Annotated in this window: 23 protein-coding genes and 1 pseudogene; 9 read left to right on the forward strand and 15 right to left on the reverse strand. The window is 70.6% G+C overall.

Translation table 11 applies throughout. The annotated features are described in order from the left end of the window. Positions 1 to 106: 106 nt before the first annotated feature. Complete coding sequence (locus tag ACFY8U_RS35840) at positions 107 to 916, reverse strand: IS5 family transposase (RefSeq protein ID WP_389576324.1); 810 nt, start codon at positions 914 to 916, stop codon at positions 107 to 109. Between the two features lie 199 nt (positions 917 to 1115). Here ACFY8U_RS35840 and ACFY8U_RS35845 point away from each other — a divergent pair. After that, positions 1116 to 1864: pseudogene (locus tag ACFY8U_RS35845) on the forward strand (transposase family protein). A 192-nt stretch (positions 1865 to 2056) separates the two neighbouring features. On the opposite strand, the gene ACFY8U_RS35850 reads toward ACFY8U_RS35845, so the two are convergent. The 4 genes from ACFY8U_RS35850 to ACFY8U_RS35865 all read right to left on the reverse strand — a co-directional run bounded on the left by ACFY8U_RS35850 (position 2057) and on the right by ACFY8U_RS35865 (position 5150). Beyond that, complete coding sequence (locus ACFY8U_RS35850) at positions 2057 to 2377, reverse strand: hypothetical protein (RefSeq protein ID WP_389576295.1); 321 nt, start codon at positions 2375 to 2377, stop codon at positions 2057 to 2059. A 518-nt stretch (positions 2378 to 2895) separates the two neighbouring features. Continuing rightward, positions 2896 to 3771, reverse strand: a complete 876-nt coding sequence (locus ACFY8U_RS35855) for an ATP/GTP-binding protein (protein ID WP_389576296.1) — start codon at positions 3769 to 3771, stop codon at positions 2896 to 2898. Then, positions 3765 to 4355: a hypothetical protein gene (locus ACFY8U_RS35860; protein ID WP_389576297.1), complete on the reverse strand. Its 591-nt coding sequence runs from the start codon at positions 4353 to 4355 to the stop codon at positions 3765 to 3767. The genes ACFY8U_RS35855 and ACFY8U_RS35860 overlap by 7 nt, the downstream gene beginning before the upstream one ends. Before the next feature lie 576 nt (positions 4356 to 4931). Beyond that, the gene (locus tag ACFY8U_RS35865; protein WP_389576298.1) at positions 4932 to 5150 is read right to left on the reverse strand and encodes a hypothetical protein; all 219 of its coding nucleotides are present in this window, start codon (positions 5148 to 5150) and stop codon (positions 4932 to 4934) included. Positions 5151 to 5878: 728 nt separating this feature from the next. Between ACFY8U_RS35865 and ACFY8U_RS35870 the strand changes: the two genes are divergently transcribed. After that, on the forward strand, positions 5879 to 6517 hold the full coding sequence (locus ACFY8U_RS35870; RefSeq protein ID WP_389576299.1) for a plasmid partition protein: 639 nt from the start codon (positions 5879 to 5881) through the stop codon (positions 6515 to 6517). Continuing rightward, positions 6514 to 7440, forward strand: coding sequence for a hypothetical protein (locus ACFY8U_RS35875; RefSeq protein WP_389576300.1), 927 nt, complete (start codon positions 6514 to 6516; stop codon positions 7438 to 7440). The genes ACFY8U_RS35870 and ACFY8U_RS35875 overlap by 4 nt, the downstream gene beginning before the upstream one ends. A 119-nt stretch (positions 7441 to 7559) precedes the next feature. On the opposite strand, the gene ACFY8U_RS35880 is transcribed toward ACFY8U_RS35875, so the two are convergent. The 10 genes from ACFY8U_RS35880 to ACFY8U_RS35925 form a co-directional block, all read right to left on the reverse strand. After that, on the reverse strand, positions 7560 to 9203 hold the full coding sequence (locus tag ACFY8U_RS35880) for a DUF2637 domain-containing protein (RefSeq protein WP_389576301.1): 1644 nt from the start codon (positions 9201 to 9203) through the stop codon (positions 7560 to 7562). A gap of 185 nt (positions 9204 to 9388) precedes the next feature. Further along, a complete protein-coding gene (locus tag ACFY8U_RS35885; protein WP_389576302.1) occupies positions 9389 to 9721 on the reverse strand; it encodes a hypothetical protein in 333 nt (110 codons plus the stop codon). Continuing rightward, positions 9718 to 10044 carry a ParB N-terminal domain-containing protein gene (locus ACFY8U_RS35890; protein WP_389576326.1) on the reverse strand — a complete coding sequence of 109 codons (327 nt, stop codon included), beginning with the start codon at positions 10042 to 10044 and terminating at the stop codon, positions 9718 to 9720. Before ACFY8U_RS35890 ends, ACFY8U_RS35885 begins: the two co-directional genes overlap by 4 nt. A gap of 35 nt (positions 10045 to 10079) precedes the next feature. Next, the gene (locus tag ACFY8U_RS35895; RefSeq protein WP_389576303.1) at positions 10080 to 10601 is read right to left on the reverse strand and encodes a hypothetical protein; all 522 of its coding nucleotides are present in this window, start codon (positions 10599 to 10601) and stop codon (positions 10080 to 10082) included. Between the two features lie 17 nt (positions 10602 to 10618). Next, positions 10619 to 10810 carry a hypothetical protein gene (locus ACFY8U_RS35900; protein WP_389576304.1) on the reverse strand — a complete coding sequence of 64 codons (192 nt, stop codon included), beginning with the start codon at positions 10808 to 10810 and terminating at the stop codon, positions 10619 to 10621. Positions 10811 to 10994: 184 nt separating this feature from the next. Further along, a complete protein-coding gene (locus ACFY8U_RS35905) occupies positions 10995 to 13172 on the reverse strand; it encodes an FtsK/SpoIIIE domain-containing protein (protein ID WP_389576305.1) in 2178 nt (725 codons plus the stop codon). After that, positions 13172 to 13855 (reverse strand): hypothetical protein, encoded by a 684-nt coding sequence (locus ACFY8U_RS35910; protein ID WP_389576306.1) that lies wholly within the window; start codon positions 13853 to 13855, stop codon positions 13172 to 13174. The genes ACFY8U_RS35905 and ACFY8U_RS35910 overlap by 1 nt, the downstream gene beginning before the upstream one ends. Beyond that, a complete protein-coding gene (locus tag ACFY8U_RS35915; protein WP_389576307.1) occupies positions 13852 to 14136 on the reverse strand; it encodes a hypothetical protein in 285 nt (94 codons plus the stop codon). Before ACFY8U_RS35915 ends, ACFY8U_RS35910 begins: the two co-directional genes overlap by 4 nt. Continuing rightward, positions 14136 to 14375, reverse strand: coding sequence for a hypothetical protein (locus ACFY8U_RS35920; RefSeq protein WP_389576308.1), 240 nt, complete (start codon positions 14373 to 14375; stop codon positions 14136 to 14138). The genes ACFY8U_RS35915 and ACFY8U_RS35920 overlap by 1 nt, the downstream gene beginning before the upstream one ends. Further along, positions 14375 to 14557: a hypothetical protein gene (locus tag ACFY8U_RS35925; protein ID WP_389576309.1), complete on the reverse strand. Its 183-nt coding sequence runs from the start codon at positions 14555 to 14557 to the stop codon at positions 14375 to 14377. The genes ACFY8U_RS35920 and ACFY8U_RS35925 overlap by 1 nt, the downstream gene beginning before the upstream one ends. Positions 14558 to 14798: 241 nt before the next feature. On the opposite strand from ACFY8U_RS35925, the gene ACFY8U_RS35930 reads away from it, so the two are divergent. The 6 genes from ACFY8U_RS35930 to ACFY8U_RS35955 all read left to right on the forward strand — a co-directional run bounded on the left by ACFY8U_RS35930 (position 14799) and on the right by ACFY8U_RS35955 (position 19992). Further along, positions 14799 to 15638: a GntR family transcriptional regulator gene (locus tag ACFY8U_RS35930; protein WP_389576310.1), complete on the forward strand. Its 840-nt coding sequence runs from the start codon at positions 14799 to 14801 to the stop codon at positions 15636 to 15638. Between the two features lie 158 nt (positions 15639 to 15796). Next, positions 15797 to 15970 carry a hypothetical protein gene (locus tag ACFY8U_RS35935; RefSeq protein WP_389576311.1) on the forward strand — a complete coding sequence of 58 codons (174 nt, stop codon included), beginning with the start codon at positions 15797 to 15799 and terminating at the stop codon, positions 15968 to 15970. Between the two features lie 608 nt (positions 15971 to 16578). Continuing rightward, complete coding sequence (locus ACFY8U_RS35940; RefSeq protein WP_389576312.1) at positions 16579 to 17529, forward strand: hypothetical protein; 951 nt, start codon at positions 16579 to 16581, stop codon at positions 17527 to 17529. 139 nt (positions 17530 to 17668) lie between these two features. Continuing rightward, positions 17669 to 18223 (forward strand): telomere-protecting terminal protein Tpg, encoded by a 555-nt coding sequence (gene tpg, locus ACFY8U_RS35945; RefSeq protein ID WP_389576313.1) that lies wholly within the window; start codon positions 17669 to 17671, stop codon positions 18221 to 18223. A gap of 304 nt (positions 18224 to 18527) precedes the next feature. Continuing rightward, the gene (locus ACFY8U_RS35950; protein ID WP_389576314.1) at positions 18528 to 19376 is read left to right on the forward strand and encodes a hypothetical protein; all 849 of its coding nucleotides are present in this window, start codon (positions 18528 to 18530) and stop codon (positions 19374 to 19376) included. A gap of 205 nt (positions 19377 to 19581) precedes the next feature. Next, entirely contained in the window at positions 19582 to 19992 is a 411-nt protein-coding gene (locus ACFY8U_RS35955) for a hypothetical protein (RefSeq protein ID WP_389576315.1), read from the forward strand. The last annotated feature ends 42 nt before the right edge of the window (positions 19993 to 20034 follow it).

Below are 20034 nucleotides of genomic sequence, written 5' to 3' on the forward strand. Positions count from 1 at the left end.
CAACGTAGATCGGCCGGTTCGCGACGGCGCCATCGCGGATCTTCACGTGGATCGCGTCGATGAAGACCACCGGATAAACAGGGCGGTTTCCATCAGTGAGCCTTTTTCATCCTGAATAGTTGCAGGTCGTCAGCAGGGTGTGGACGGCTTGGACGATGGTGCCGATGCGGCGGGTGGAGCATCGGGCCCGGCGGAGGATCCGCCAGGACTTCAGCTGCGCGAAGGCCCGTTCCCCGGGAGCTCTCAGCCGAGCGTGGTCGCGGTTGAACTGCTGGTAGCGCTCGGGCTGTTCCCGGTGGTTCTTGTATGGAGTGCGGACGGTTGCGCCGGCGCCCTGATAGGCGCGGTCCGCGAGAACGAGGATCTGCCGGGTCAGGCAGGCCTGCACGATGCCGTGGGCCCGGGCCGCGGTCAGATCATGGGTATGGCCCGGTGTCGCACGCGAGAACCACAACGGGGTACCGTCGGGACGGGCGATGACCTGCACGTTCATCCCATGCCTGCGGTGCTTCATCGAGTAGTACGGTTCGTCCGCACGGATCCGGTCGATGGGGATCAGGGTGCCGTCAACGATGACGTGGTCGCCTTCACCGAGGCCGGTGAGGGCTTCGTGGAGGCTGGGCGCCCAGCCGGCCAGGATGTCCAAGGTCTCGTCGACGTACCGCCAGGCCGTGGCCTGCGATATCCCGAAACCGGCTCCGAGCTGCGAGAACGTCTCGTTCTTACGCAGATGAACGAGAGTGAGAAGCGCCTGCTGGAAGCAGCCGAGTTTGCGCCAGCGGGTGTTGCGGGCCCGGCGGTGTTCGTGCAGCAGCCAGGCGACATGCTCAACCAGCTCGTGCGGGACATCGAGCATGGCAGGATACGGAACCAACAGGGCCCCTTCGGTCGCCGGTGTGATGAGTGGAATCACCACGCCAACGACGAGGGGCCCTGCCACGTTACCACCCCCGCTGACCTGCCTATTTCACCCCCCAGCACAGGATGAAAGAGGTTCACTGAGCTTCTTCGATGTGGCCACCGACCGGGTGACGGTCCGTGAAGCGCAACGAGCGAGGCCCCCGGGCTGTTGATCGAGATGTCTGACGTCTCAATCACGTTGCTCGGGGGCCTTGTTGGTCATCCATCCTGCCGCGCTTGACTTGCCGCATGCGCTCGTGGAGTGGGTCACCATGCTGGTTGTCACCCGTGAGGGCGACGGGCGCTGGAAGCTCCGTCCGTCTCAGCGGGCGATGGTGGCACTGGTGTACCTGCGCGAGCACATCACTCTGGCGAAGATCGCCGCCGGGTTCGGGATCAGCGAGTCCACCGCGCATGCCTACACCAGCGCGGTCGTCGACCTGCTGGCCGCCCGTGCACCGGGCCTGCTCAAGACGCTGCGCGACCACGAACCCGACTTCGTCCTGCTCGACGGCACCCTCGCCGAGTGCGACCGGGTCGGCGACGGTCGGGCCGACTACTCCCACAAACACCGGCGCCACGGCGTGAACGTGCAGGTCGTCACCGATCCCGGCGGCCGGCTGCTGTGGCTCTCGCCCGCCCTGCCGGGCGCACCCACGATCTGACCGCTGCCCGTACCCACCGGATCATCCGGATCTGCGAGCGCCAGGGCGTTCCGATCGTGGCCGATCTCGCCTACCAGGGCGCCGGTCCGTGGCTGACCACGGGTATCAAGCGCAGGCCCCTGAAGGAACTGACCCCCATCGAGAAGACCCGCAACCGTGCCCTGGCCGCCACACGGGCACCCGTCGAACGTGGAGTCGCCCGCCTGAAGTCCTGGCGGATCTTCCGCAGGTCCCGATGCAGTCCCAACCGCATGACGTCAATCGCCAAGGCCGTCCTCACCCTGGAGTTGCAACGCTGAAGAAGCTCCTTGATCCATCTCAAGTTGGTGGCCACCAACTTGGCCTACAGGCCAGCCGATACCAAGGTACCGATTCCACCCGCCGGAGGGGGGCGCTGAACGGCGACCTGAGGGCCAATCACCACCGCCCCACCCCCAAGCTTGGGATGAGCAGGAAGGCCCGGAGATCGCCGCACAGGCGCCCTGGCGGAGCTATGCGAGCTCGCCCTGGTCCTCGACGAGCGGTGCGAGCCGGGCAAGAGCTTGTCGGCAGTTCGCCGCCGCCCGCGCTGCGGCCTCCTGAGCCCCCATGGCCGCCTGTGCGGGCACCTGCGCCGTCGCGTAGAACGCCAGCTGATTCAACGCGTCGGTACGCGCCTGTGCGGGGAGGTCCAGCAGGTCTCGCTCCTCGACCGTGAACTCCCCGTACTTCCGCTGCGTCAGCTCTCGGGTCATCCTCCAGACCGGACCTTCGCCCTCCATGATGTAGCTGAGCACCACGTTCTTCTTCGTCTCCACAGAGACGTTCAGCATGTCGATGATCCGTGGCGTCTCTCCGTGCTGCTTGCGCGGCTTGTTCGCCTTCTCCCGGCCCGCGGCAACGTCCTCCCTGCTCCGCGGTCCGCTAGACCGCTGCCGTTCCATCCGCGTGTTCAACGACCCGGCCGGTGCGGAGGCTACGACCGCAGGGCGCGGGACGGCAGACGCCAGCAGGTGAGAGGGGTGAGGCGGGAAGCTCGGAGAGCGCTGTACAGCCGGGCCGGCGCCCGCCCGGGGGAGAAAGGGGAAAGACACCTCTCCTTGTCCTACAGGAGAGGTGTCGGCACCGGGAAACGGTGACCCGCCACCCGTGACCAGCGCGGACACAGGACGGTCCCGGAAGGGTCGGCAACCGGCCGGGCAACCAGCCAGGCAACCCTCCGGGCGACCGGACAGGCAACCCGCCGGGCGACTAGTCAGGCAACTTCCGGTACGGGCGCGCCGGGGACTTGGTACGGGTGGTCAAGCGGCCGGGGCCGTGGTGAGTCCGGCCGACCGGACTCACCACGGGGTCAGTTGAGGACCTGGACTTCCACGACGCGGACGGTGAACGTCGTCTCGCGGGTCTCGGTCAGGGTCCCGGCGTCGCCGAGCGCGGGCGCGGACCACTCCACTGTCCACGTCGCGGTGGCGCGGCCCTTGTAGCGCTCGCCGGGCTTCCCGGCCGAGGTGTGCTCGTAGCGGTGGCCGCAGTCCGGGGACATGGTCTTGCCCCGGTCGGGGGTGTAGCGGGTGCCTGGGCCTGCGCACGTGACGGCCTTGCCGTCGCCCATGTCCCAGCGGACCGACGACACGGTCGCGGTGGCGGTGACCGTGACGCCGCCGGCGGTCGCAGAAGCGGTCACCGGGCCGAAGGTGTTCGGGGACGGGGTGACCCACATCCACACCGGCATCCCGATCACGTACGTACCGGCCGAGCGCGGCGAGGCGACCGCCGGGCCGTCCAGGCGCATCGAGTCGACCGCCCGGCGGGCCACGACCTCCGGGTCGATCCGGGGCGCCGGGGCGCCGCCGCCGGACGGGATGAACACGACACCCACACGCCCGGAGTCGGGGCAGTTCACCCGGTAGACCGCGCCGTCCTTGGCCGTCTTGCCCTCCCACGCCAGATTCTCCGCCGGAGGTTGCGGGTCGAGCTTCTCGTACGTGCACGACGGCGCCGAGCCGCCGCCCGAAGAACCCGACCCGGTCCCGGCCCGGGTGGTGCTGGAGCCCGAGGAGCCGGACGAGCCGCCGGAGATCGAACCGTCCTTGGCACACACCGAGACCCACATGTCGCCGCCCTTGCACACCCCGCCCCCGGGGTCCTCGGCATGCGCGACCGGCGCGGCGAGGCCGAGCACCAGGAGCACGCCCGCAGCCGCGGCCGTGCATCGCTGCGTCAGCACGGGCGCGCCCCTTCCTGCTGCATGTCGGTGACGATCCAGCCGCCCGTGGGCCACTTCTCCACGCTGACGGTCATCAGGTAGCGCACTGGCTGGGTCGCGGGCAGTGGGATCACCTTCTTCGCCCGGGTGTCGTACCGCTCGTAGGTGGACAGGTCCACGCAGGTGGTCACCACGGCCTTCGGGGTCTTGGGGGTCAGGTCGAGCATCGTCACCTCGGTGCCGCTGTTCCCCAGCTCGCCCCGGATGACGATCCCGGCCTCACGCATCCTCGCGAGGTTGTTCTCGATCTTCGACAGCGCGTCGAGCGTCGTGTATTTCCGCAGCGCCGTGCCCTTCGAGTCGGCCTTCGCGTTCGCCTTGCCCTGCTCGGCCCACATCCCCTCGAACGACGCCAGGACGGCCTTCTTCTCCGCCGCCTGCGGATCGGCCGACGATGTCGCCGGGGTGGGCGCCGGGGTGGTCGTGTCGGACACGGTGGTGGCCGGCCCCTTCGCGTCGCCGTCCCCGCCGCCGCATCCGGTGAGTGCGAGGGCGAGCGGGAGCGCAGCGCACAGCGCCGCGCGCTTGGATCGAGCGGTCACCATCAGGGGCACCCCCGTGCAGTCGCGAACAGATCGCCGCCACGGTAACGCGCTGAACAGACATGGTCACAGGTGATCCAGAGACTCCGTCAGCGAACGGCGCGCCGCCCAGTCCCGAGAACCCCACCTCTACGTGCGGCTATCGCGCACATAGAGGTGTCGGCGCGAGGATCCGGCTTGCCCACGGGGCCTGACCAGGGCAGACGCCCATGATCGCGAAAGGGGGGTTCACACCTCCGGTAGTACCTCTGGTGCAACTCTGGGTCCCCCTGTGCAGACAACCGTCCAGACAACTGCCGGTGCAACCCGCGGAAGCCCGAACCCGGCTGCGGGGCAGGGGGGCTTGCCCACGTCGGGGCGGTGGGAGACTCGGCCGATGAGCACCATCCGCCGCCTCCTGGGCACCGGCCCCGCACAGCCCCAGTCGGCCGGCGCCCCCGCGCCTCGGGCCCTCCTCGCCGCCGAGCAGCTCCTGCCGCCGAGGCGGACGTCGACGAGCACCAGGAGCACGCCGCCGTGCCCGGCCGCCGCCGTCTCGGCAACGGCCCGGCTGTGTCCGGCGGGTAGGAGCGGTGCCGGTCACCGTCGGCGCACCAGGGCGACGGCGGCGAACACCATGCCGCCAACCCCGCCGACGGCAGCGGCTGTCTCCCTCAGGGCGGGTTGGTCGTAGAGCACCTGGGCGAGAACGGCAGTGCACAGCAGTCCCGTGACGGCCCAGTGGGCGATGGTCGAGATACGGGCTGGCTCCCGGTGCGGGGTCTGGGCCGGCTGGCGGGTCTCGGTCGAGTCGGACATGGTCCGGATCTCCTTGAGGTCGCGTCGCGAGTTGTGCCGTCGGCACGGATGGGCGGGGCGCACTGTCCCGGCCCCTCAGCCCTTGTGTCGCGGGCTGAGGGGCGGACAGCAGACGCAGGCGGACCCGGTTTTGCCTCGTGGCGGTCCTCGGGCGTCGGACGGCACCTTGGACGGGCGGGCGGTTAGCCCCACAACCTCCTTCCGACCAGCACCGGTCCCTCCGCCGCATGGGCACCGCCAGCGTCACCGTGCACGGCAGACGACCGCCAGGCCCTGCGTGTTGTCAGTCCCTGCTGGCCCGAACTGACAACACGCCCTGTCCTTTTGGTTATGTGGGGCGTGTGACGCGGGCCCGCCGCGTGGAACCCGCCCGCAACGGTGTCCGGCTTCGCGCCGTTCCGCGGGTGTCGCGTCTCCTCTGTCGTGTCCGATCCGGTGGCGAGCGCCGCGGCAGAGACTCTGAACGACGGGTGAGTGAGACTTGACCTGCCTCTTTTCCAGGGTGGGCAAGCCTTAGGCCGCCCTGGGCAAGCCTTGAATGCGGGCAGTGGCACAGCTAAGGGCAAGCCCGTCGACGGTGCTGACCCCTTGGTTATGTGGGGGTAGAGGCCACATGTGACGCCGTTCCTGGTGACCGTCACTGGTAGCCAGGAGCGGACGGGGCCGGGGGCGTGTCTGCAATTGCTGACATCAGTGGAGGGCGAGGGGGCGCGCAGTAGGGTGCGCTCATGTTCATCGCTGCTGTGTCGCCCCGGTCTACTGGCAAGACGACGGTCATCTGGTGGCTGCTCCATGCCCTCCGCGCGCGTGGGTATGACGTCAAGGGGTTCGACGCGGACGAGTCGAAGCAGCTCTTTCGGTGGTGGCAGGCGTCGGATCAGCAGTTCGACGTGATGCGTCTGGCGGACACCCGGTTCCACGAGGAGGCTCCGGGTGAGCTGCCCGAGGGGCACATCGGTGCGGTCGACTGCGGTCACCTGGAGAACCACGCCGGTATCGGGTACTCCGTGCTGCGGGTGGCGGACCTGGTCATCGTCGTGTGCGCGGCGACCAACGGCGACGTCGAGCGCATGGAAGAGCTGCCCATGGACGGGTTCCTGGATCTGGCGTGGGCCAAGAAGAAGGATCCGGACGCGCCCCGGCCGAAGGAGTGGGTGCTCCTGGTCCGGGTGCAGCCCGGTACCCGGACGGCTCCGGAGGGCATCCGCAAGACGCTGGTGGACACCGGGTGGAACGTCTTCACGACGATGGTTCCGGCCGTGCAGCGGTACGCGAGCACCGGCGAGGGGCAGCCGATCGACGCGGCTGGCTCCCACTTCGATGAGCTGGTGACGGAGATGGAGCAGCGGGGGCTGATCAGCAAGTGAGCAAGACGAAGCCGCTGACGCCGGAAGAGTTGCGGGCGTTGCGCGCGGAGCGGCGGCGCCGGGAGCAGGAGGCGGCCGGGGGTGGCGCGGTGGCGCTGCGCGAGGAGGATGTGGCGCAGGGGCGGCCGCAGCCGATGCTCCGCTGGGACGAGCTGCCGGCCGCGGTGGACGCGCCGGACGCGCAGGGGCCGCTGACCGCCGAGGAGGCGGAGGCGTGGGAGCTGTGCCGGCGCTCCTTCACCCAGTACAAGGACGCGTGGTTCGTCGCGGCGACCGCGCTGGACATCTCGCTGCGGGGCCGGTTGTGGCGGATGGACTACGAGACCGCCGAGGCGTTCATCCGGGATGTGGCGGACATGTCGACGTCCAACGCGTACCGGCAGATTGCCGGGGCGCGGATCGCGGCGCTGCTGGCCGAGCCGCCGCGCCTCGAACTGGAATCGAACGATCTGTCCCGCGTGCGGGACTCGGATGCGCGGCCCCTGGTGATCAGTCAGCGCGCGGCGGAGAGCCTGTCCCGCATCCGCGAGGACTACGGCACGGAGGGCGCGGCCGACGCGTACCGGACGGTGGCGGAGGCGACCGGCCGGGACACGGTCAGCGGCAAGACTCTTACCGCCATCGTCCGGCAGGTCCCCCGCAGGGCGGCCGAGGAGCTGGACGCCGAGCAGCGGCGGGAGCGTATCCGCGAACTCGCGGTGCGGCAGGCCGCCGAGGAGGCGGCGGCCAAGGTGAAGCCGACCGGACCGGTCGCGGTGTTCGCTGCGTATGTGGCCCAGGCGGAGGCGTTCACGGCGACGACGGCCGGCATGGCGGACGCCTACGCCGCGGCGGCCCTAGAGGACCCTGCGGAGGCAAAGCGTCTGGCGGTACGCCTGCGGGACCACCTGACGGTGCTGGTCGACAACCTGCCGGACGTCTGACACACCAGCATTGTTCGGATTCATTCGAACGATCTGTCCCGCACGCGGGACTCCCGGCAGAGCACCGAGGGGCGGCACCCGTCACGGGTGCCGCCCCTCGCACATGGGGTGACGTCGGGTCAGCCGGTGTAGCCACCCAAGATCAGGTCGTAGGCGGCCTGACGGCGCTCTCCGGCGGCGGTGCGGGCCACGCCGAGGGCCTCGCCCACCTCCTCCAGGGACACGATGTACATGTCCGGCTGCACGGGCCGCTGGTCGGCAGGGAGAGCGGCGTGGGCGGCAAGGATCATGCGGGCCACCCTCCGCTCCGCGCGCTCGCGGGGGGAGAGCCGGGCAGCGTCCTCGGCCTCCTGCGCGGCCAGCTCGTGGCGCGCGGCCTCCTCGCGGGCCTGCGCGGCGGCCTGCGCCAGGAGCGCGGTGTGCCGCTCGGCCTCCGACGTACGGAGCGCGGATTCGGCGCGGTCCGCCTCCAGTCGCTCGGCCTCGGCCCGGCTCCGCAGGGCGGCGGCTTCGTTCCGGGCGGCCTCCGCGGCGGCGGCGGCGGTCGCCTCGCGGTCCTCGGCGGCGCGGCGGTTCGCGGCCTCGGCACGGGCGATTGCCTCGGCCTCGGCGGCGGTCTTCTCCGCCTCCTCCTCCCGCTCGGCGGCGCGCTCCACGGCCTGTGCCGAGCGCTCCGCCTGCCTGCGTGCCGCCTCCGCCGCGAGCTTTGCGGCGTGCGCGGCGGTCTCGGCGTCGGCCGTCGCGGTCGCCTCCGCCGCGCGGGCGGTCGCCTCGGCCGCGGTGGTCTCGGCCGCGATCTGGTGCCCGGCCGTCGTCACCTTCGCGCTGATGGCCATGCGCCGTACCTTCGCGTCCGCCTCGCGCTCCTCGGCGTCCAGGATGCGCTGCGCCTCGCGCTCCTCGGCGTCCGCGATCCGCTGCAGCTCGGCCGCACGCCGCGCGTCCTCGGCCTCCTTCTGCTCCTGGGGCAGAGCGAGTGCCTCCTCGACGCTCAGCCCGTACGGAGCCATCGTGAAGGGGAGGAGAGCCGACGCGCCGGCCTTCTTCTTCCAGGCGCGCCCGTGCTGGTGCTGGAGCCACGCGCGGTAGACGGTGCGCTGCTGCTCCATGGCGACCATGCGGGCGTAGGACGTGATCCCCCACAGCTTCATGCGCCGGTACAGGCTCCAGGTGCGCCACGGGGACAGGATCCAGCGGTGCAGCGGGACCTGGTCCGATTCGGTGCCGAGCGAGAGCTTGTTGGTGCGAATGATCAGGTGCCGTGCCGCCTCGACGACGGCGACGAAGAGCAGCGGGAGCACGCCGTGCATGGCGGCGCCAAGCGGGTCTTCGCGGACCGGCCGCGTACCCGCGTTGGCGTTGAAGACGATGGTCGCCAGGGTCAGGATGTGCGCGATCAGCCGCAGCAGGGGCTTGGGCATCCGGCGCCAGACGAGGACCAGGTCCAAGCCATACATGGCGATGATCCCGGCGTCGATGCCGACTGGGAAGACGAACGAGTAGGCCCCGAAACTCTTCTCCTCGGCGAGCCCGCGCAACGCGTCGTAGGAGCCGACGAAACCGATGGCGGCGACGACGGCGGCGCACAGGCCGGACGCGATGATCAGCCAGCGCATCGCCTTCGCCGACCACGCGCGGGGCGCGGCCTGCGTGGTCGCGGCGCGCGCCGGAGCGTTCTCTCGCGGCGACGGAACGGGCGCGGCGGGCGCCGGAACGGTGCCCTTGGCCGGGGCGGTCTTGGCGGTCGTCAGGACGTCATGCATCCCGGCAGTCTGCCCCGTCGCCGGAGCGGCCGGAGCACCGGCCCGGTCCGGCGGAACGGGAACGTCGGCAGACGGAACGGGCGGGGGCGAGTAGGTTTCCAACTGCGTCACGGGAGTCCTCCGTGGTCGTAGGGGCGGGGCCGGGAGGTGCAATCCCTGGCCCCGCCCGCATGTCTGGGGGTAGGTCAGCCAGCAGGGTCGAACAGTGCGAGCTGCGCGCCGGCCAGGGCGATCCGCCGAGCCTCGGCGGCCCGCTCACACTCGAGCCTGTGGGCCCGGGACCAGCAGGCGGAGCACCACGGCCGCAGTTCGGCGGCCGAGGCGGCGGCGTTCTCGACGTCGGTGACGCGGGGCGGGTAGGGCGCCGCATGGAGCGCCGAGAGGCGGCCCTTGCCGTACGCGCACACACCGCCCTTGTGGGTCCGGCCGCATGCGCCCTCGCAGCCACACCACGCTCCGCAGGCCTCCAGGACGGCGCCGAGCACGGTGTTTTTCGGGGTGGGCATCGCGGCGGTCACGGCGCCTCCAGGCCGAGCAGTTCATAAGGGAAGGGCCGCCGCTCGATGTGCACCCCGACGGACCGGATCCAGTACCAGTGGAACGGAAAACGCGGCGCGCGCAGGGTCATCAGGGCCACGGCACGGTGGTGCCCGTCGGCCACGTACACGTCGCTGTACCGGTCGCTGATACCCAGGACGATGGGGACCTTCAGGCCTTCGCGGGGGATGGACGCCATCAGGCTGTCCATGAGAGCCGCGTCCTGCTGGCGGCGGGCGAACCGGGCGCGGGCGTCGGCCCAGCGGGTGTATTCGGTGGGGCGGATCGCGCCGTCACGCAGCATCCGCACCGGCATCACTCCTCGGTATGGCACCCGCCTCACCCGTCCGTCTTCATGGTCGTGCGGGCGATGACACCGCGGGTGGTCGTGGCGCTCGTGCGGTGCTCCTGACGGACCGGGCCGCTGTAGTGGTGGTGGTGTATGACCGGGGCGGCCTCCTGAGCAGCCTGCCCGGCCCGGCGGACCAGACGGGTCAGGGCGGCGAGGACGGCGACGGGGGCGCCGACAGCGAGCGCCAGGGCGAGCGGGTCGACGCCTCCCAGTGCCCACAAGGCCGCGCCGGCGCCGGTGCCGGCCATCAGGGTCCCGGCGCCGCCCGCGAGCATCAGGGCGGAGGCGTCCGTGGCGCGCTGCGACATCGGCGGGCGGCCGGGCTGGGCGACCGGGAGCGCATCCCCGACGACCGGCAGGGGCGTCTCGTCGCGGAAGGTGAGCGGGACGTTGGGGACGGGCGTCCGCGCGTCCTGTACGGCCCGCTGAGCGCCTTCCACGGCCTCCTCCACGGCCTTGATGAGGTCATCGGCGATGGCGGGGACGTCGGGGCGGTGCGGGGCGTCCATGGGGGTCTCCTCGCGGGTCATGACCGGGCGGTCCAGCCGGTGGGCGTGCGGCGGATGTCGAAGCCGGGACCGGCGATCCGCCCGGCGGAGGGAAGGACGCGACCGGCGCCCAGCGTCTCGATGCGGGTCAGGAGGTCGGCGACCTGCGCGGCAAGCTCGGCGGCCTTCGCCTCGGCCTGTCGCAGGTCTTCGGGACGTCCTCGGTACATGGAAATCTCCATCATGCTGAGTAATCGTCAGATGGGCGTCAGGGGGAGGGGCTTCTGACAGTCAGGGCGCACTGTCAGGGTTTCTCACCAGCGAAATCCGTGACTCTTCCTTAGGCCCCGGGCAGGCCTGACTGTCGGGAGTCAGCCCCACCCGTGACTGTCAGATCGTCACTTTCCGTGACAGCTATGCGGGCTGGAGCGGGGAGTGCAGGATCGTGTAGGAGCCGTGGCCGTCCCGCTGGATCACGCCCATCTCGGTGAGGCGCTTCAGCTCGCCCTGCATCCACGGCCGCTTGCGCCCGGCGGCGACGGTCGCGGGGATGAGGTCGGACGGCTCGAACTCCAGACGGCCGGCCCCCACCCATCCGTCCAGCTCGGCGTAGAGGGTGCGGCGGGCGTCCTCGGTCGACAGTCGCTCGGACGTCCGGAACTCGATGCCGGACTCGTCGTCCAGCTCGGGCACGTCGTCGTCGAGGGTGAGACCGGCGTAGTCGGCGTCCGGCTCGGGGTCTCCGGGGATGGCGCCCATGATCTCGTCGTAGGCGTCCTGGATCTCCACGGCGGCGGCCCCCTCGATGGCGTCGATGTCGTCGTGCACGTCGTCCTCCACGTCGTGACCGGAGCGGCCAAGGGCCGGGGGCGGAACGGCTGCCCGGGTGGCCGGAGTGGACGGCCCGGTGGCCGGAGCGACGACGGCCGGGCTCATCCCGGCGGCGGAGAGCAGCGCCATGGCGAGCGCCGCTTTGTGCTCGATACCCGGCGTGGTCCTGTTGGTGCCCTGGTGTCCGCGCTGGGCGTAGGCCTGCCCGAGCGCGGCGGCCGTGGCCGCGTCGAGCGGATCCCGGTACGGGGCGGAGGCCTGAACCAGGGCGGCGAGCGTCTGCCGGTGGGTGAGGGAGGAGCGGGCCTCCATCGTCCAGCGGTCCTCCGGAATGCCCATGCCGGTCGCGAAGCCGTAACCGGGCCGGGCGGAGCCCCAGTCGGGGACGGCGCCGGCCGCGGTGACCCGGTCCGGCAGGCAGAAACCCGCGTCGCCCGCGTCGTCCACGCCCATGCAGATCGAACCCTGGAGGTTCGCCCGGACGTCGGTGGAGATGTTGGTCCAGGTGGCGCGCTGGAGGCTGATCCCGAGCCAGATCCCGACCGACCGGGCGGCCCGCGCGATCTTCTCCAGCTCGTCGAAGTCCGCGACGTCGGCCGCCTCCTCGACCCACACCATCATGGCGTTGAGCGACGATGCCGGGGTCCACTGGTCCAGGCCCTCGCTCGCGAGGACGTCGCCGCGCGCCTTGATCGCGGCGGGCAGCGACTTCAGCAGCCGCTTGGCCTCCTTGGCGTCCTGCACCAGCCAGTCGATGCCCTCGGCCATGTGACCGACCGTCTGACGGCCCTTGGACAGGTCGATCAGGAAGACGGTCATCTTCGCCCGGGTGGCCAGATGGGCCAGGAGCGTACGCAGGAGTTCGGACTTGCCCGCGCCGGTCACGCCCATCACGAGAACGTGCTGAAGGACCGCGGCGCTGAACGGGTCGATCCACCACACCTCGCCATCGGCGTACAGGCCGAGCGGAATCGGGTGCGTCGGCATCAGCCCGAACGCCTCCGGCATCATGAACGGCACGCCGTCCTTCAGCAGATCGGCCACCCGCATCGAGATCCTGCCAAGCGCAGCGTTCTCCGGGTCCGGCGTGACGACCACACCGGACGGCGGCATCTGGAGCGCCGAGGCGACCTTGGCGGCGGTCGACTGGACCTCACCGATCGTCCCGCCGGGCGCCACCTCCACGGCCGCGCTCACGGTGCCCTTCCCCGTGCCCTTCGCGTCCTTGACGGTGACCTTCTCCCAGCCGATCGCGGCCGCGAGCTTGCCCAGGCCGCCGCCGTTCGTCTCCTCCTCCGGGTCCGCGCCCTGGCCGTTGGCCATGATCTGACGGACGTTCCACGACGCGGCGAACAGCGCACCGCCGATCAGCCACAGGTCCAGCAGCGGCGACCCGAACGGCCCGGCCGCCGTGGCACAGGTCAGCCAGCCCATCCCGGCCGCGACGGACGCGGTCGCCTGCGCCCGCCTCGCCCGGCGGAACTTGGTGTTGCTGCCCGACGCTTTCCACGTCACCGCCGACAGGGCGGCGCCGCCGATCGCGATCCCGGCCGTCGCGAGGCCGGCCGACGTCGCCGTGTCGCCCCACATCGTGTTCGTGGCCCAACCGACCAGCGGCGGCAGCGTCGCCGCGCCGATCCACGGCGGGGTGTACGGCGCCGCCTTACCCAGCACGAAACCGCCCAGCCCCTTGCCGACCGCGACCAGCTCGGCGCCGACGCCCGAGCCAGCCGCCGCAGCGGCCTTCCTGCGGGGCGCCATCACGACTCTCCGATCGTGAACGTCTTCTTGGGGGCCGCCTTGCCGAAGCGCTTCTGCTTGGCCTCCTGCTCGGGCTTCACGAAGTGCCGGTCGAAGGCGTGCGCCATCTTCAGCGCGCCAACACCGAGCGCTTTCGCCGCCTCGGCGGACACCTTCAGGTGCGCGGAGACGAGACGGGCCTTGACCCGGGAGGAGGCGCCGAAGGTGTACCACTTGCCCTTGTACGTGCTGAGCACCCCGTTGATCTCCTCGGCGCGCATCCCCAGGATCAGGTGCAGCTCGCGGCCCAAGTGGTTGATGGCGCGGGCCATCGCGATGATGTCGCGATCGCTGCGAATCTCGATCTTCGCGACGGCGTGGATCAGCCGGTCGCCCTGGTGCCGGTCACCGGACGTCCCGGACGCGGACGCGCCGCCCCTCCCGCCGCCGCCGTTGCCGTTGCTCCCACCGCCGATGTGGACGTTGATGGGCGGGACAAAGCTGGAGCCGAGGCCGCCGACGAAGCCGCCGGCCGCCGTGCCGACCGTCCCGGCTGCGTCCGCCGCGCGGGACGGGCGCCGCTGCGACGCGAAGGCGTTCTCGTCGGTCCGGTGGGCGCTGGCCCGCGTGGCCTGCCGGGGCGTACGGGCTACCGGCTCCTCGAAGTCGCCGTTGTCCTCTTCCCAGTTGTACGGGCTGCTCATCGCTGCGTCTCCTCGTGGATCGTGATGCCGCCGAACCAGAGCGGCGTACGAAGGTCGGTCACCTCGATGTCCGGGTTGCCGGACTCCTCGGCCGCGTCGGCGGCCCTCTCGATCAGCTCGTGCGCCGCCATGAACCGGGCGGTCGCGACGGCGGCGTACAGGTCCGTGGGGCCCATCCGGGTCCGGGTCGCCAGCCGGACGGCGAGCCGGGCGACCCGGGCCGCCGACGCCACAGCGGCGACGGCCCGGTCGACCAGGAGCACGCGCCCTTGCCCGTACATCAGTGCCGCCCGACAAGGGCGACGGCGCTGATCACGCCGAGGCACCCGGCGAGGGTCACCACCACCAGCGGCGCGCCGTCCGGCGTCGTCAACTGGCGGTCCGCCGCGTCGTGCGTGAACACGGTCGCCTCGAAGCCGGCGACGGTGTTCGCGCCGATCAGCCGGTACGCGTCCTCCGCCGTCGTTGCCTCGGAGTACCGCGTCTGCGGGGTCGAGCCGAAGTAGAAGTACGTCACCATCACTGGGCACCGCCCGACTGCTGCGCCTGCTGGCCCAGCACCTCAGCCAGCCGCCCCGCCGCCTCCTGCGCCGCCGCCAAGGCTTCCCGCGCCTGCTCCAGCGCCGCCTCCATCGCGGCCGCGGCCTGCTCCCTACCCTGGTCGCTCGTCGCCCTCGCCGGGCGGTCAGACACAATCGACATGTCGGTCCTCCACTTACCTGGATCCGGTCCGACAGCAGCCGCAGGGAACTGCGGCTCCCTGGCTCGGTGTTCCCGCACCGTCCAGGCCTGCCGGGCGCAAGCGCCCGACACGAAGCGGCTCCCGGTTCCCGCCGGGGGCCGCTTTCGCTGCCGTGAGATAACGTATACGTCAGATATGGCGAACGCAAGGCTTGGCGTATACGCTAGATGTGTCAGGTGATCGATTGGGAAGGTGAGAGGGATGGCGGCTCAGTACGAGCAAATCGCCCGCGACCTGCGAGACCGGATCGCGTCCGGCGTGTACGCCCCGGGCACCGCGCTGCCTCTCATGCGGGACATCGCAGCGGAGTACGGCGTCAGCGACATCACGGTGCGCAAGGCCTATGGGCTACTCACCCGTGAAGGCCTGATCGAAAGCCGTCGGCGGACCGGGGTGTTCGTTCGGGAACTCCCGGACCGTGTCCGACTCACGGTGCGCAATCGCCAGATCGAACGGGACGAGCTGGGGTACTACTCCGGGCCGGAGGTACAGCACTGGCGGGCGCTCCCGCACCCGGATGGCGAGCAGACACGCATCACCAACGCACCAGCACCGGCCGACGTCGCAGACATCCTCGGGGTCGATACCGGCACGGAAATGACCGTGCGGCGCCGGATCATTGGCGACCCCAACATCGAGACACATCGTCAGCTCGCCGACTCCTGGATCCCCGCGTGGGTGACCGAGGAAGTGCCTGCACTCTCGGGCAACACCGGCGCTGGCGGCATGTACGACCGCGTGGAGGAATGGGCGGAGCGCCCGCTGGATTGGCGGGAGGAAGTCTCCGCCCGCATGCCGACGCCGGAAGAAGCGACGGCCTTGCTGATGCCCGAGACCGGCGTGCCGCTACTGCGGGCAGTGCGAGTGACTGTGCTCCCAGCCCGACGACGCCAACCGGAACGAGTGGTTGAAGTGCAGGACATCCGGATGAGCGCCGAGCTGTTCGCGGTCGGCTACCCCGTCCCACGGGGCGCGTCCGCAAAATGGCCCGTCCGCCCAGCCACCAGCGACTACTACCAAGCCGGTGACTCCGCCGACTGACCGCTTGTCCGCAGCCTGCACGCACCACCGGCCTGCCGTGCGCAAGCATGGGGCCGCATAGCACAACGGACCCCGCCAGAAGGCGGGGCCCGAAGGGCCGGTCCGGGGTGGAGCCCGGGGTGCCGGCCAGCACCTAGCCATAGGAGGTGCGCTCGCACATGAGCGTACGTGTATCTGCCGCCGACACGCCACACCGCCCGGCCCGCGTCTGGACGCGCACGGGTGACCCACAGCCGTTGTCCCTCACCGCGCGGCAGCCGACGGCCGTGGACAAGCGGCTGCCGCTGACCGTGCCCGCGCTCTACCCGCACCTCGTGGGGGTGGCTCGGTGAGTCTGGAGGCGATGGTCTGGGTCCTGAGCGGTGACGCCCCGGTGGCGGACGTCAACGAGTACGCCGTCCTCGGCGCGATGGCGGACAAGGCCGACCCTGACGGGTGCGGCAGCTGGCTCTCGAAGGAGACGATCTCCTCCCGCGTCCACGTGAGTGAGGAGACGGTCAAGCGCTGCTGGCGGAACATGCAGCGGCGGGGGCTGATCGCCCGGGGTGATCAGTCCTTGGTGAGGCACTACCGCGCCGACCGGCGTCCGGTCGTTTACGACCTGCTCATCCCTTTCACCTGGTTCAGCAACGTCGACCGCGTGAACGCTGAACGCGCGCGAATGGGGCGTGACCCTCTGACGCCGGAGAGCCGCCCGCCCCTGGCACCCGCCCCCGTGAAGCCCGGCCGGGCCGATAAGGGGAAGCCCCGTCCGAAGAAGGCGACCGAGGAACGGGGGAACTCTGAGACCCCCCGTGAAGAGACCTCCGATCCGACCCACGGGGGCACTACAAGTCGTCGACGGGGGCACTACAAGTCGTCGACGGGGGAACTTGTAGTGCCCCAAAACAGTCCTGTAACCCAGTCCCCTACAGGAACAACAGAACCCGTCCTTCCGTCCGTGTTTGACGTACAGGTCTCTGACGCGATCGGTTCGAACCAGGACGGAGGGACGGACGGGGGCGGCGGCGAGATCGAGGACCAGGAGCACGGGCCGGTGTCCGCGGGTGGGGAGCCAGCGGCGGCTCGCGCCGCGCCGGGGAACGACGGCAGCAACGGGGGGCGGGGTGCCCCGCTCGGTTCGGGGCCCGCTGTACAGCCGGTGGATCTGACGCCGGGGGTGGAGGTGCTGCGGGCGGTTGCGGCGGAGGCTCCGGAGTGGGCGATCACGCACGCGGACTCGTTGCGGGACCAGGGGCTGGTGGTCACGGGGATGCTGGAGATCGGGTTCACCGCGCAGGAGGTCCGGCACGCGTTGGTGTCCAAGCCGCTGCCCCGGCCGCTGCGGGCCACGGTCGGCGCGGTCGTTGCTCGGCGGCTGCGGGACCTGATCGCGATCGGCCCAGCCATGGGCGTCCGGCCGATCCCCGCCCAGTCGACCGGTGGCAGTACCCCGGCGGGGCACGAACTCAAGGACCGGGACGAGACCCCGGCTCCGGCTTCGTGGGCGGAGCAGCGTGCGCGGCTGGAGGCGGAGGTCTCGGGTGTCGGGCGGCACCGTCCCTGCGCCGGGGATGAGGGCATGTGTCCCCGCCTGGCCCTGCCCGGCATGGACCTGTGTTCGGTCTGCCTCGGCGGCGAGCAGCCGACCTGCGCCGTCGGCTGCGGTCGCGGGGTCGTCGCGCACACCATGAGCTGCATCGCGTGCACCGAACCGGCGGAGGACCCGGGGGTGTGCCCCGGGCACGGCGGTCAGCCGTGCGGACGACCGGTTCTGACGGAGGGTCTGTGCCGCCGGTGCAAGTTCCAGGCAGAGGAGGCCAGGCGGGCCGCGGAAGCCGAGTGTGAAGCCGCCCGGGACGCGGCCGTAGCCGCTGCGACGGCGGCCGAGGCCCAACCCGCACCCGCCTAGGCCCCTGTACGGCCGCCTCCCGCCCTCCCCACCCCGCCCAAGTCTCCTTGGGTGGGGCGGGTGGTGATCGGCCCTCAGATCGCCGTACAGCGCCCCGGCTTCAAGTCGGGCGCATCGTGACCTCACTGGAGACCCGGACATGACCATCAGCGGCAGCCTCGACAAAGCACTCGCGGGCGCGTTCACCCGCCCGATCCCGAAATCCGCCGGTGCCCAGGTGCGTTACCTCGTCAAGCAGCACCACGGCAGCACCCGCGACGTTGCCGAGCTGCTCGGCGTCTCCCAGCGCACTGTCGAGCGGTACGTGAAGGACCAGATCAAAAAGCCCCGTGCCGACCTGGCCGCCCGCATGGCGCGCGAGGTCACCAAGCGCTGGCAGCCCCAGGTCCGGGCGAAGGCGAAGAAGGCCGCGGCGACCACGGACGGCATCATCATCGCCACCCGCGCCCGGTTCGGCTTCACCGCCGCGGCCGGCACCACCGACGACGCACGCATGCGCCACCTCACCCTCGCCCTCCCACCCGCGCACGCGGCCCGGCTGTTCGACGCCCAGGAGCAAGGCGCCGGCGAACAGCAGTTGCAGCAGATCACCGCCGACGCACTCGGAGAGGTCTACTTCCGCGACAGCGGCCGCCGCGCCCACGGCCTGGACGTCGAGTACACCGACATCGAGCACATCGCCTTCGAGCTGTAGCCCCCGGCCACGCGCCCTTGACGGGCTTCCCTCGGGGTGCTTTGAGGGGCTTTGCGCATTTTGGTGTCGGGGAGATCATTTGGTCGGCGGGATTCGCCGCCGTGCACGGGGCCTCTCGACGGCGCATGCAGGTTCCGGAGCTGTGGTGGTCGACCGCTTCACATTAGCTCTCGCAGTTGTCCTTTCACGTTGACCTGTCACCTTGAGCTTTCACTTGGCACTCACATGTACCCGCTCACACGTCCAGTTTTGTGGACAGTGAACTGTTTGAGTCCACCAGGCTGTGCCCGCTACCTTCAGGGCCATGAAGACGACATCACACACCGAGCAGGACATGCAGAAGGCCAAGGCGACCGGGCGGGACACCCGCACGGTGGTGCTGGAGCGCTCGATCCGGGCGAACGTGCCCCTGCGCAAGACGTTCGTACAGGCGCCCCCGGGGGCGACGAGCAGGCACGGCCCGCTCAAGCAGTTCGTGACCGGGCGCGACCTTCGGGGTCTGAAGGCGTACCTGATGATCGTGGCCGCGTGCAGCAACGGCGAGAACGGCTGGTCGACCAGGCACGACAGCGCGGTGTGGGCGCGGATGATGGACATCCAGACCACGGCGACCGACCAGTCCGCCCGTACCGGCGCCTGGCGGACCCTGCGCCGCCTGGAGAGCCGCAAGCTGATCACCTGCAGTCGCAGCGGTACCTGGATCACGGTCACGCTCCTGCGGGAGGACGGCAGCGGCCAGCCCTACGACCGCCCCGCCGGCAAGACCGGCGAGGACCTCTTCCTGCAGATCCCGGCCACCTTCTGGACCAAGGGCTACGACGAGCACCTCGACCTGCCGGCCCTCGCCCTCCTTCTGGTCATCGCCCGCGAGAAGCCCTGGTCGGCCTTCCCGGCAGAACCGGCACCCCGGTGGTACGGCTGGTCCGCCGACACCCACGAGCGCGGGCTGAAGAAGCTCCTCGACCTCGGCTACATCGAGCGGATGAAGACCTTCACCAAGGCCCCGCTCGCGCCCGCCGGCTACACCGAGGTCTACCGGTACCAGCGGACTGCGATTACGCGTCCTCGCAAGCCCCGCAAGGCCGCGCAGACCACGAGCAAGCCCACGACCACGAAGAAGAGCGCTGCGCGTCCTTCCCGAACCAAGGGGTGAACAGATCAGCAAGAGCCAGGGGGGCCACCACGCCGCAGGCGGGCAGAAGCCGGCGTGGCTGGACGAGTCCTTCCACGAGAACAACGAGAGCGGCTTCTACATCGTCGCCGCGTCCATCATCGAGCCCACGACGATCGACGATGCTCGCACAGCGATCCGAGGCCTCAAAGGGCGCCGTGACACCAGCAAGTCGCACTGGACCGAGATGGACCACAAGCAGCGGCGAGACGCAGCCCAGCTCGTAGCTGCCCAGAACGGGCTTCACGTCGTGGTCATCGGCACCCCGGTACCCAAGCGCAAGCAGGAACGCGCCCGGAACAAGTCCCTGACCTCGCTCATCGTCGAACTGCACGGTTTCGGCGTCGACCAGCTCTACATCGAGGCTCGCGAGCCCGCACTCAACGACCGCGACATCAGAACGGTCGCCCAGGCCAGACAGACGCGACTGCCCAAAGGCACCCGGGTCCACGCGGACCACGTACCGGGCAGCACCGAGCCTCTGCTGTGGATCTCCGACATCGTCGCCGGCGCTGTCCGTGCCGACCGCACGGGAGACAGGCAGTACACCGCACTACTGGACAACGTGATCGACTTCGAGATCTCCACCGACTGCTGAAAGACCCCGGAAAAGCGCCGAGCCAGGCTCCCGGTCTGCCCC

This window comes from Streptomyces sp. NPDC012508 (assembly GCF_042902595.1).
Taxonomy (GTDB): Bacteria; Actinomycetota; Actinomycetes; order Streptomycetales; family Streptomycetaceae; genus Streptomyces.

What these genes read in the sequence shown, in the direction of transcription:
- ACFY8U_RS35850 (WP_389576295.1), bottom strand. Translation starts at nt 2,377, where the DNA reads ATGCTGAACGTCTCTGTGGAGACGAAGAAGAACGTGGTGCTCAGCTAC.
- ACFY8U_RS35860 (WP_389576297.1), bottom strand. Translation starts at nt 4,355, where the DNA reads ATGGTGACCGCTCGATCCAAGCGCGCGGCGCTGTGCGCTGCGCTCCCG.
- ACFY8U_RS35865 (WP_389576298.1), bottom strand. Translation starts at nt 5,150, where the DNA reads ATGTCCGACTCGACCGAGACCCGCCAGCCGGCCCAGACCCCGCACCGG.
- ACFY8U_RS35870 (WP_389576299.1), top strand. Translation starts at nt 5,879, where the DNA reads ATGTTCATCGCTGCTGTGTCGCCCCGGTCTACTGGCAAGACGACGGTC.
- ACFY8U_RS35880 (WP_389576301.1), bottom strand. Translation starts at nt 9,203, where the DNA reads ATGCATGACGTCCTGACGACCGCCAAGACCGCCCCGGCCAAGGGCACC.
- ACFY8U_RS35890 (WP_389576326.1), bottom strand. Translation starts at nt 10,044, where the DNA reads ATGCTGCGTGACGGCGCGATCCGCCCCACCGAATACACCCGCTGGGCC.
- ACFY8U_RS35895 (WP_389576303.1), bottom strand. Translation starts at nt 10,601, where the DNA reads ATGGACGCCCCGCACCGCCCCGACGTCCCCGCCATCGCCGATGACCTC.
- ACFY8U_RS35900 (WP_389576304.1), bottom strand. Translation starts at nt 10,810, where the DNA reads ATGTACCGAGGACGTCCCGAAGACCTGCGACAGGCCGAGGCGAAGGCC.
- ACFY8U_RS35905 (WP_389576305.1), bottom strand. Translation starts at nt 13,172, where the DNA reads ATGGCGCCCCGCAGGAAGGCCGCTGCGGCGGCTGGCTCGGGCGTCGGC.
- ACFY8U_RS35910 (WP_389576306.1), bottom strand. Translation starts at nt 13,855, where the DNA reads ATGAGCAGCCCGTACAACTGGGAAGAGGACAACGGCGACTTCGAGGAG.
- ACFY8U_RS35915 (WP_389576307.1), bottom strand. Translation starts at nt 14,136, where the DNA reads ATGTACGGGCAAGGGCGCGTGCTCCTGGTCGACCGGGCCGTCGCCGCT.
- ACFY8U_RS35920 (WP_389576308.1), bottom strand. Translation starts at nt 14,375, where the DNA reads ATGGTGACGTACTTCTACTTCGGCTCGACCCCGCAGACGCGGTACTCC.
- ACFY8U_RS35925 (WP_389576309.1), bottom strand. Translation starts at nt 14,557, where the DNA reads ATGTCGATTGTGTCTGACCGCCCGGCGAGGGCGACGAGCGACCAGGGT.
- ACFY8U_RS35930 (WP_389576310.1), top strand. Translation starts at nt 14,799, where the DNA reads ATGGCGGCTCAGTACGAGCAAATCGCCCGCGACCTGCGAGACCGGATC.
- ACFY8U_RS35935 (WP_389576311.1), top strand. Translation starts at nt 15,797, where the DNA reads ATGAGCGTACGTGTATCTGCCGCCGACACGCCACACCGCCCGGCCCGC.
- tpg (WP_389576313.1), top strand. Translation starts at nt 17,669, where the DNA reads ATGACCATCAGCGGCAGCCTCGACAAAGCACTCGCGGGCGCGTTCACC.
- ACFY8U_RS35950 (WP_389576314.1), top strand. Translation starts at nt 18,528, where the DNA reads ATGAAGACGACATCACACACCGAGCAGGACATGCAGAAGGCCAAGGCG.
- ACFY8U_RS35955 (WP_389576315.1), top strand. Translation starts at nt 19,582, where the DNA reads ATGGACCACAAGCAGCGGCGAGACGCAGCCCAGCTCGTAGCTGCCCAG.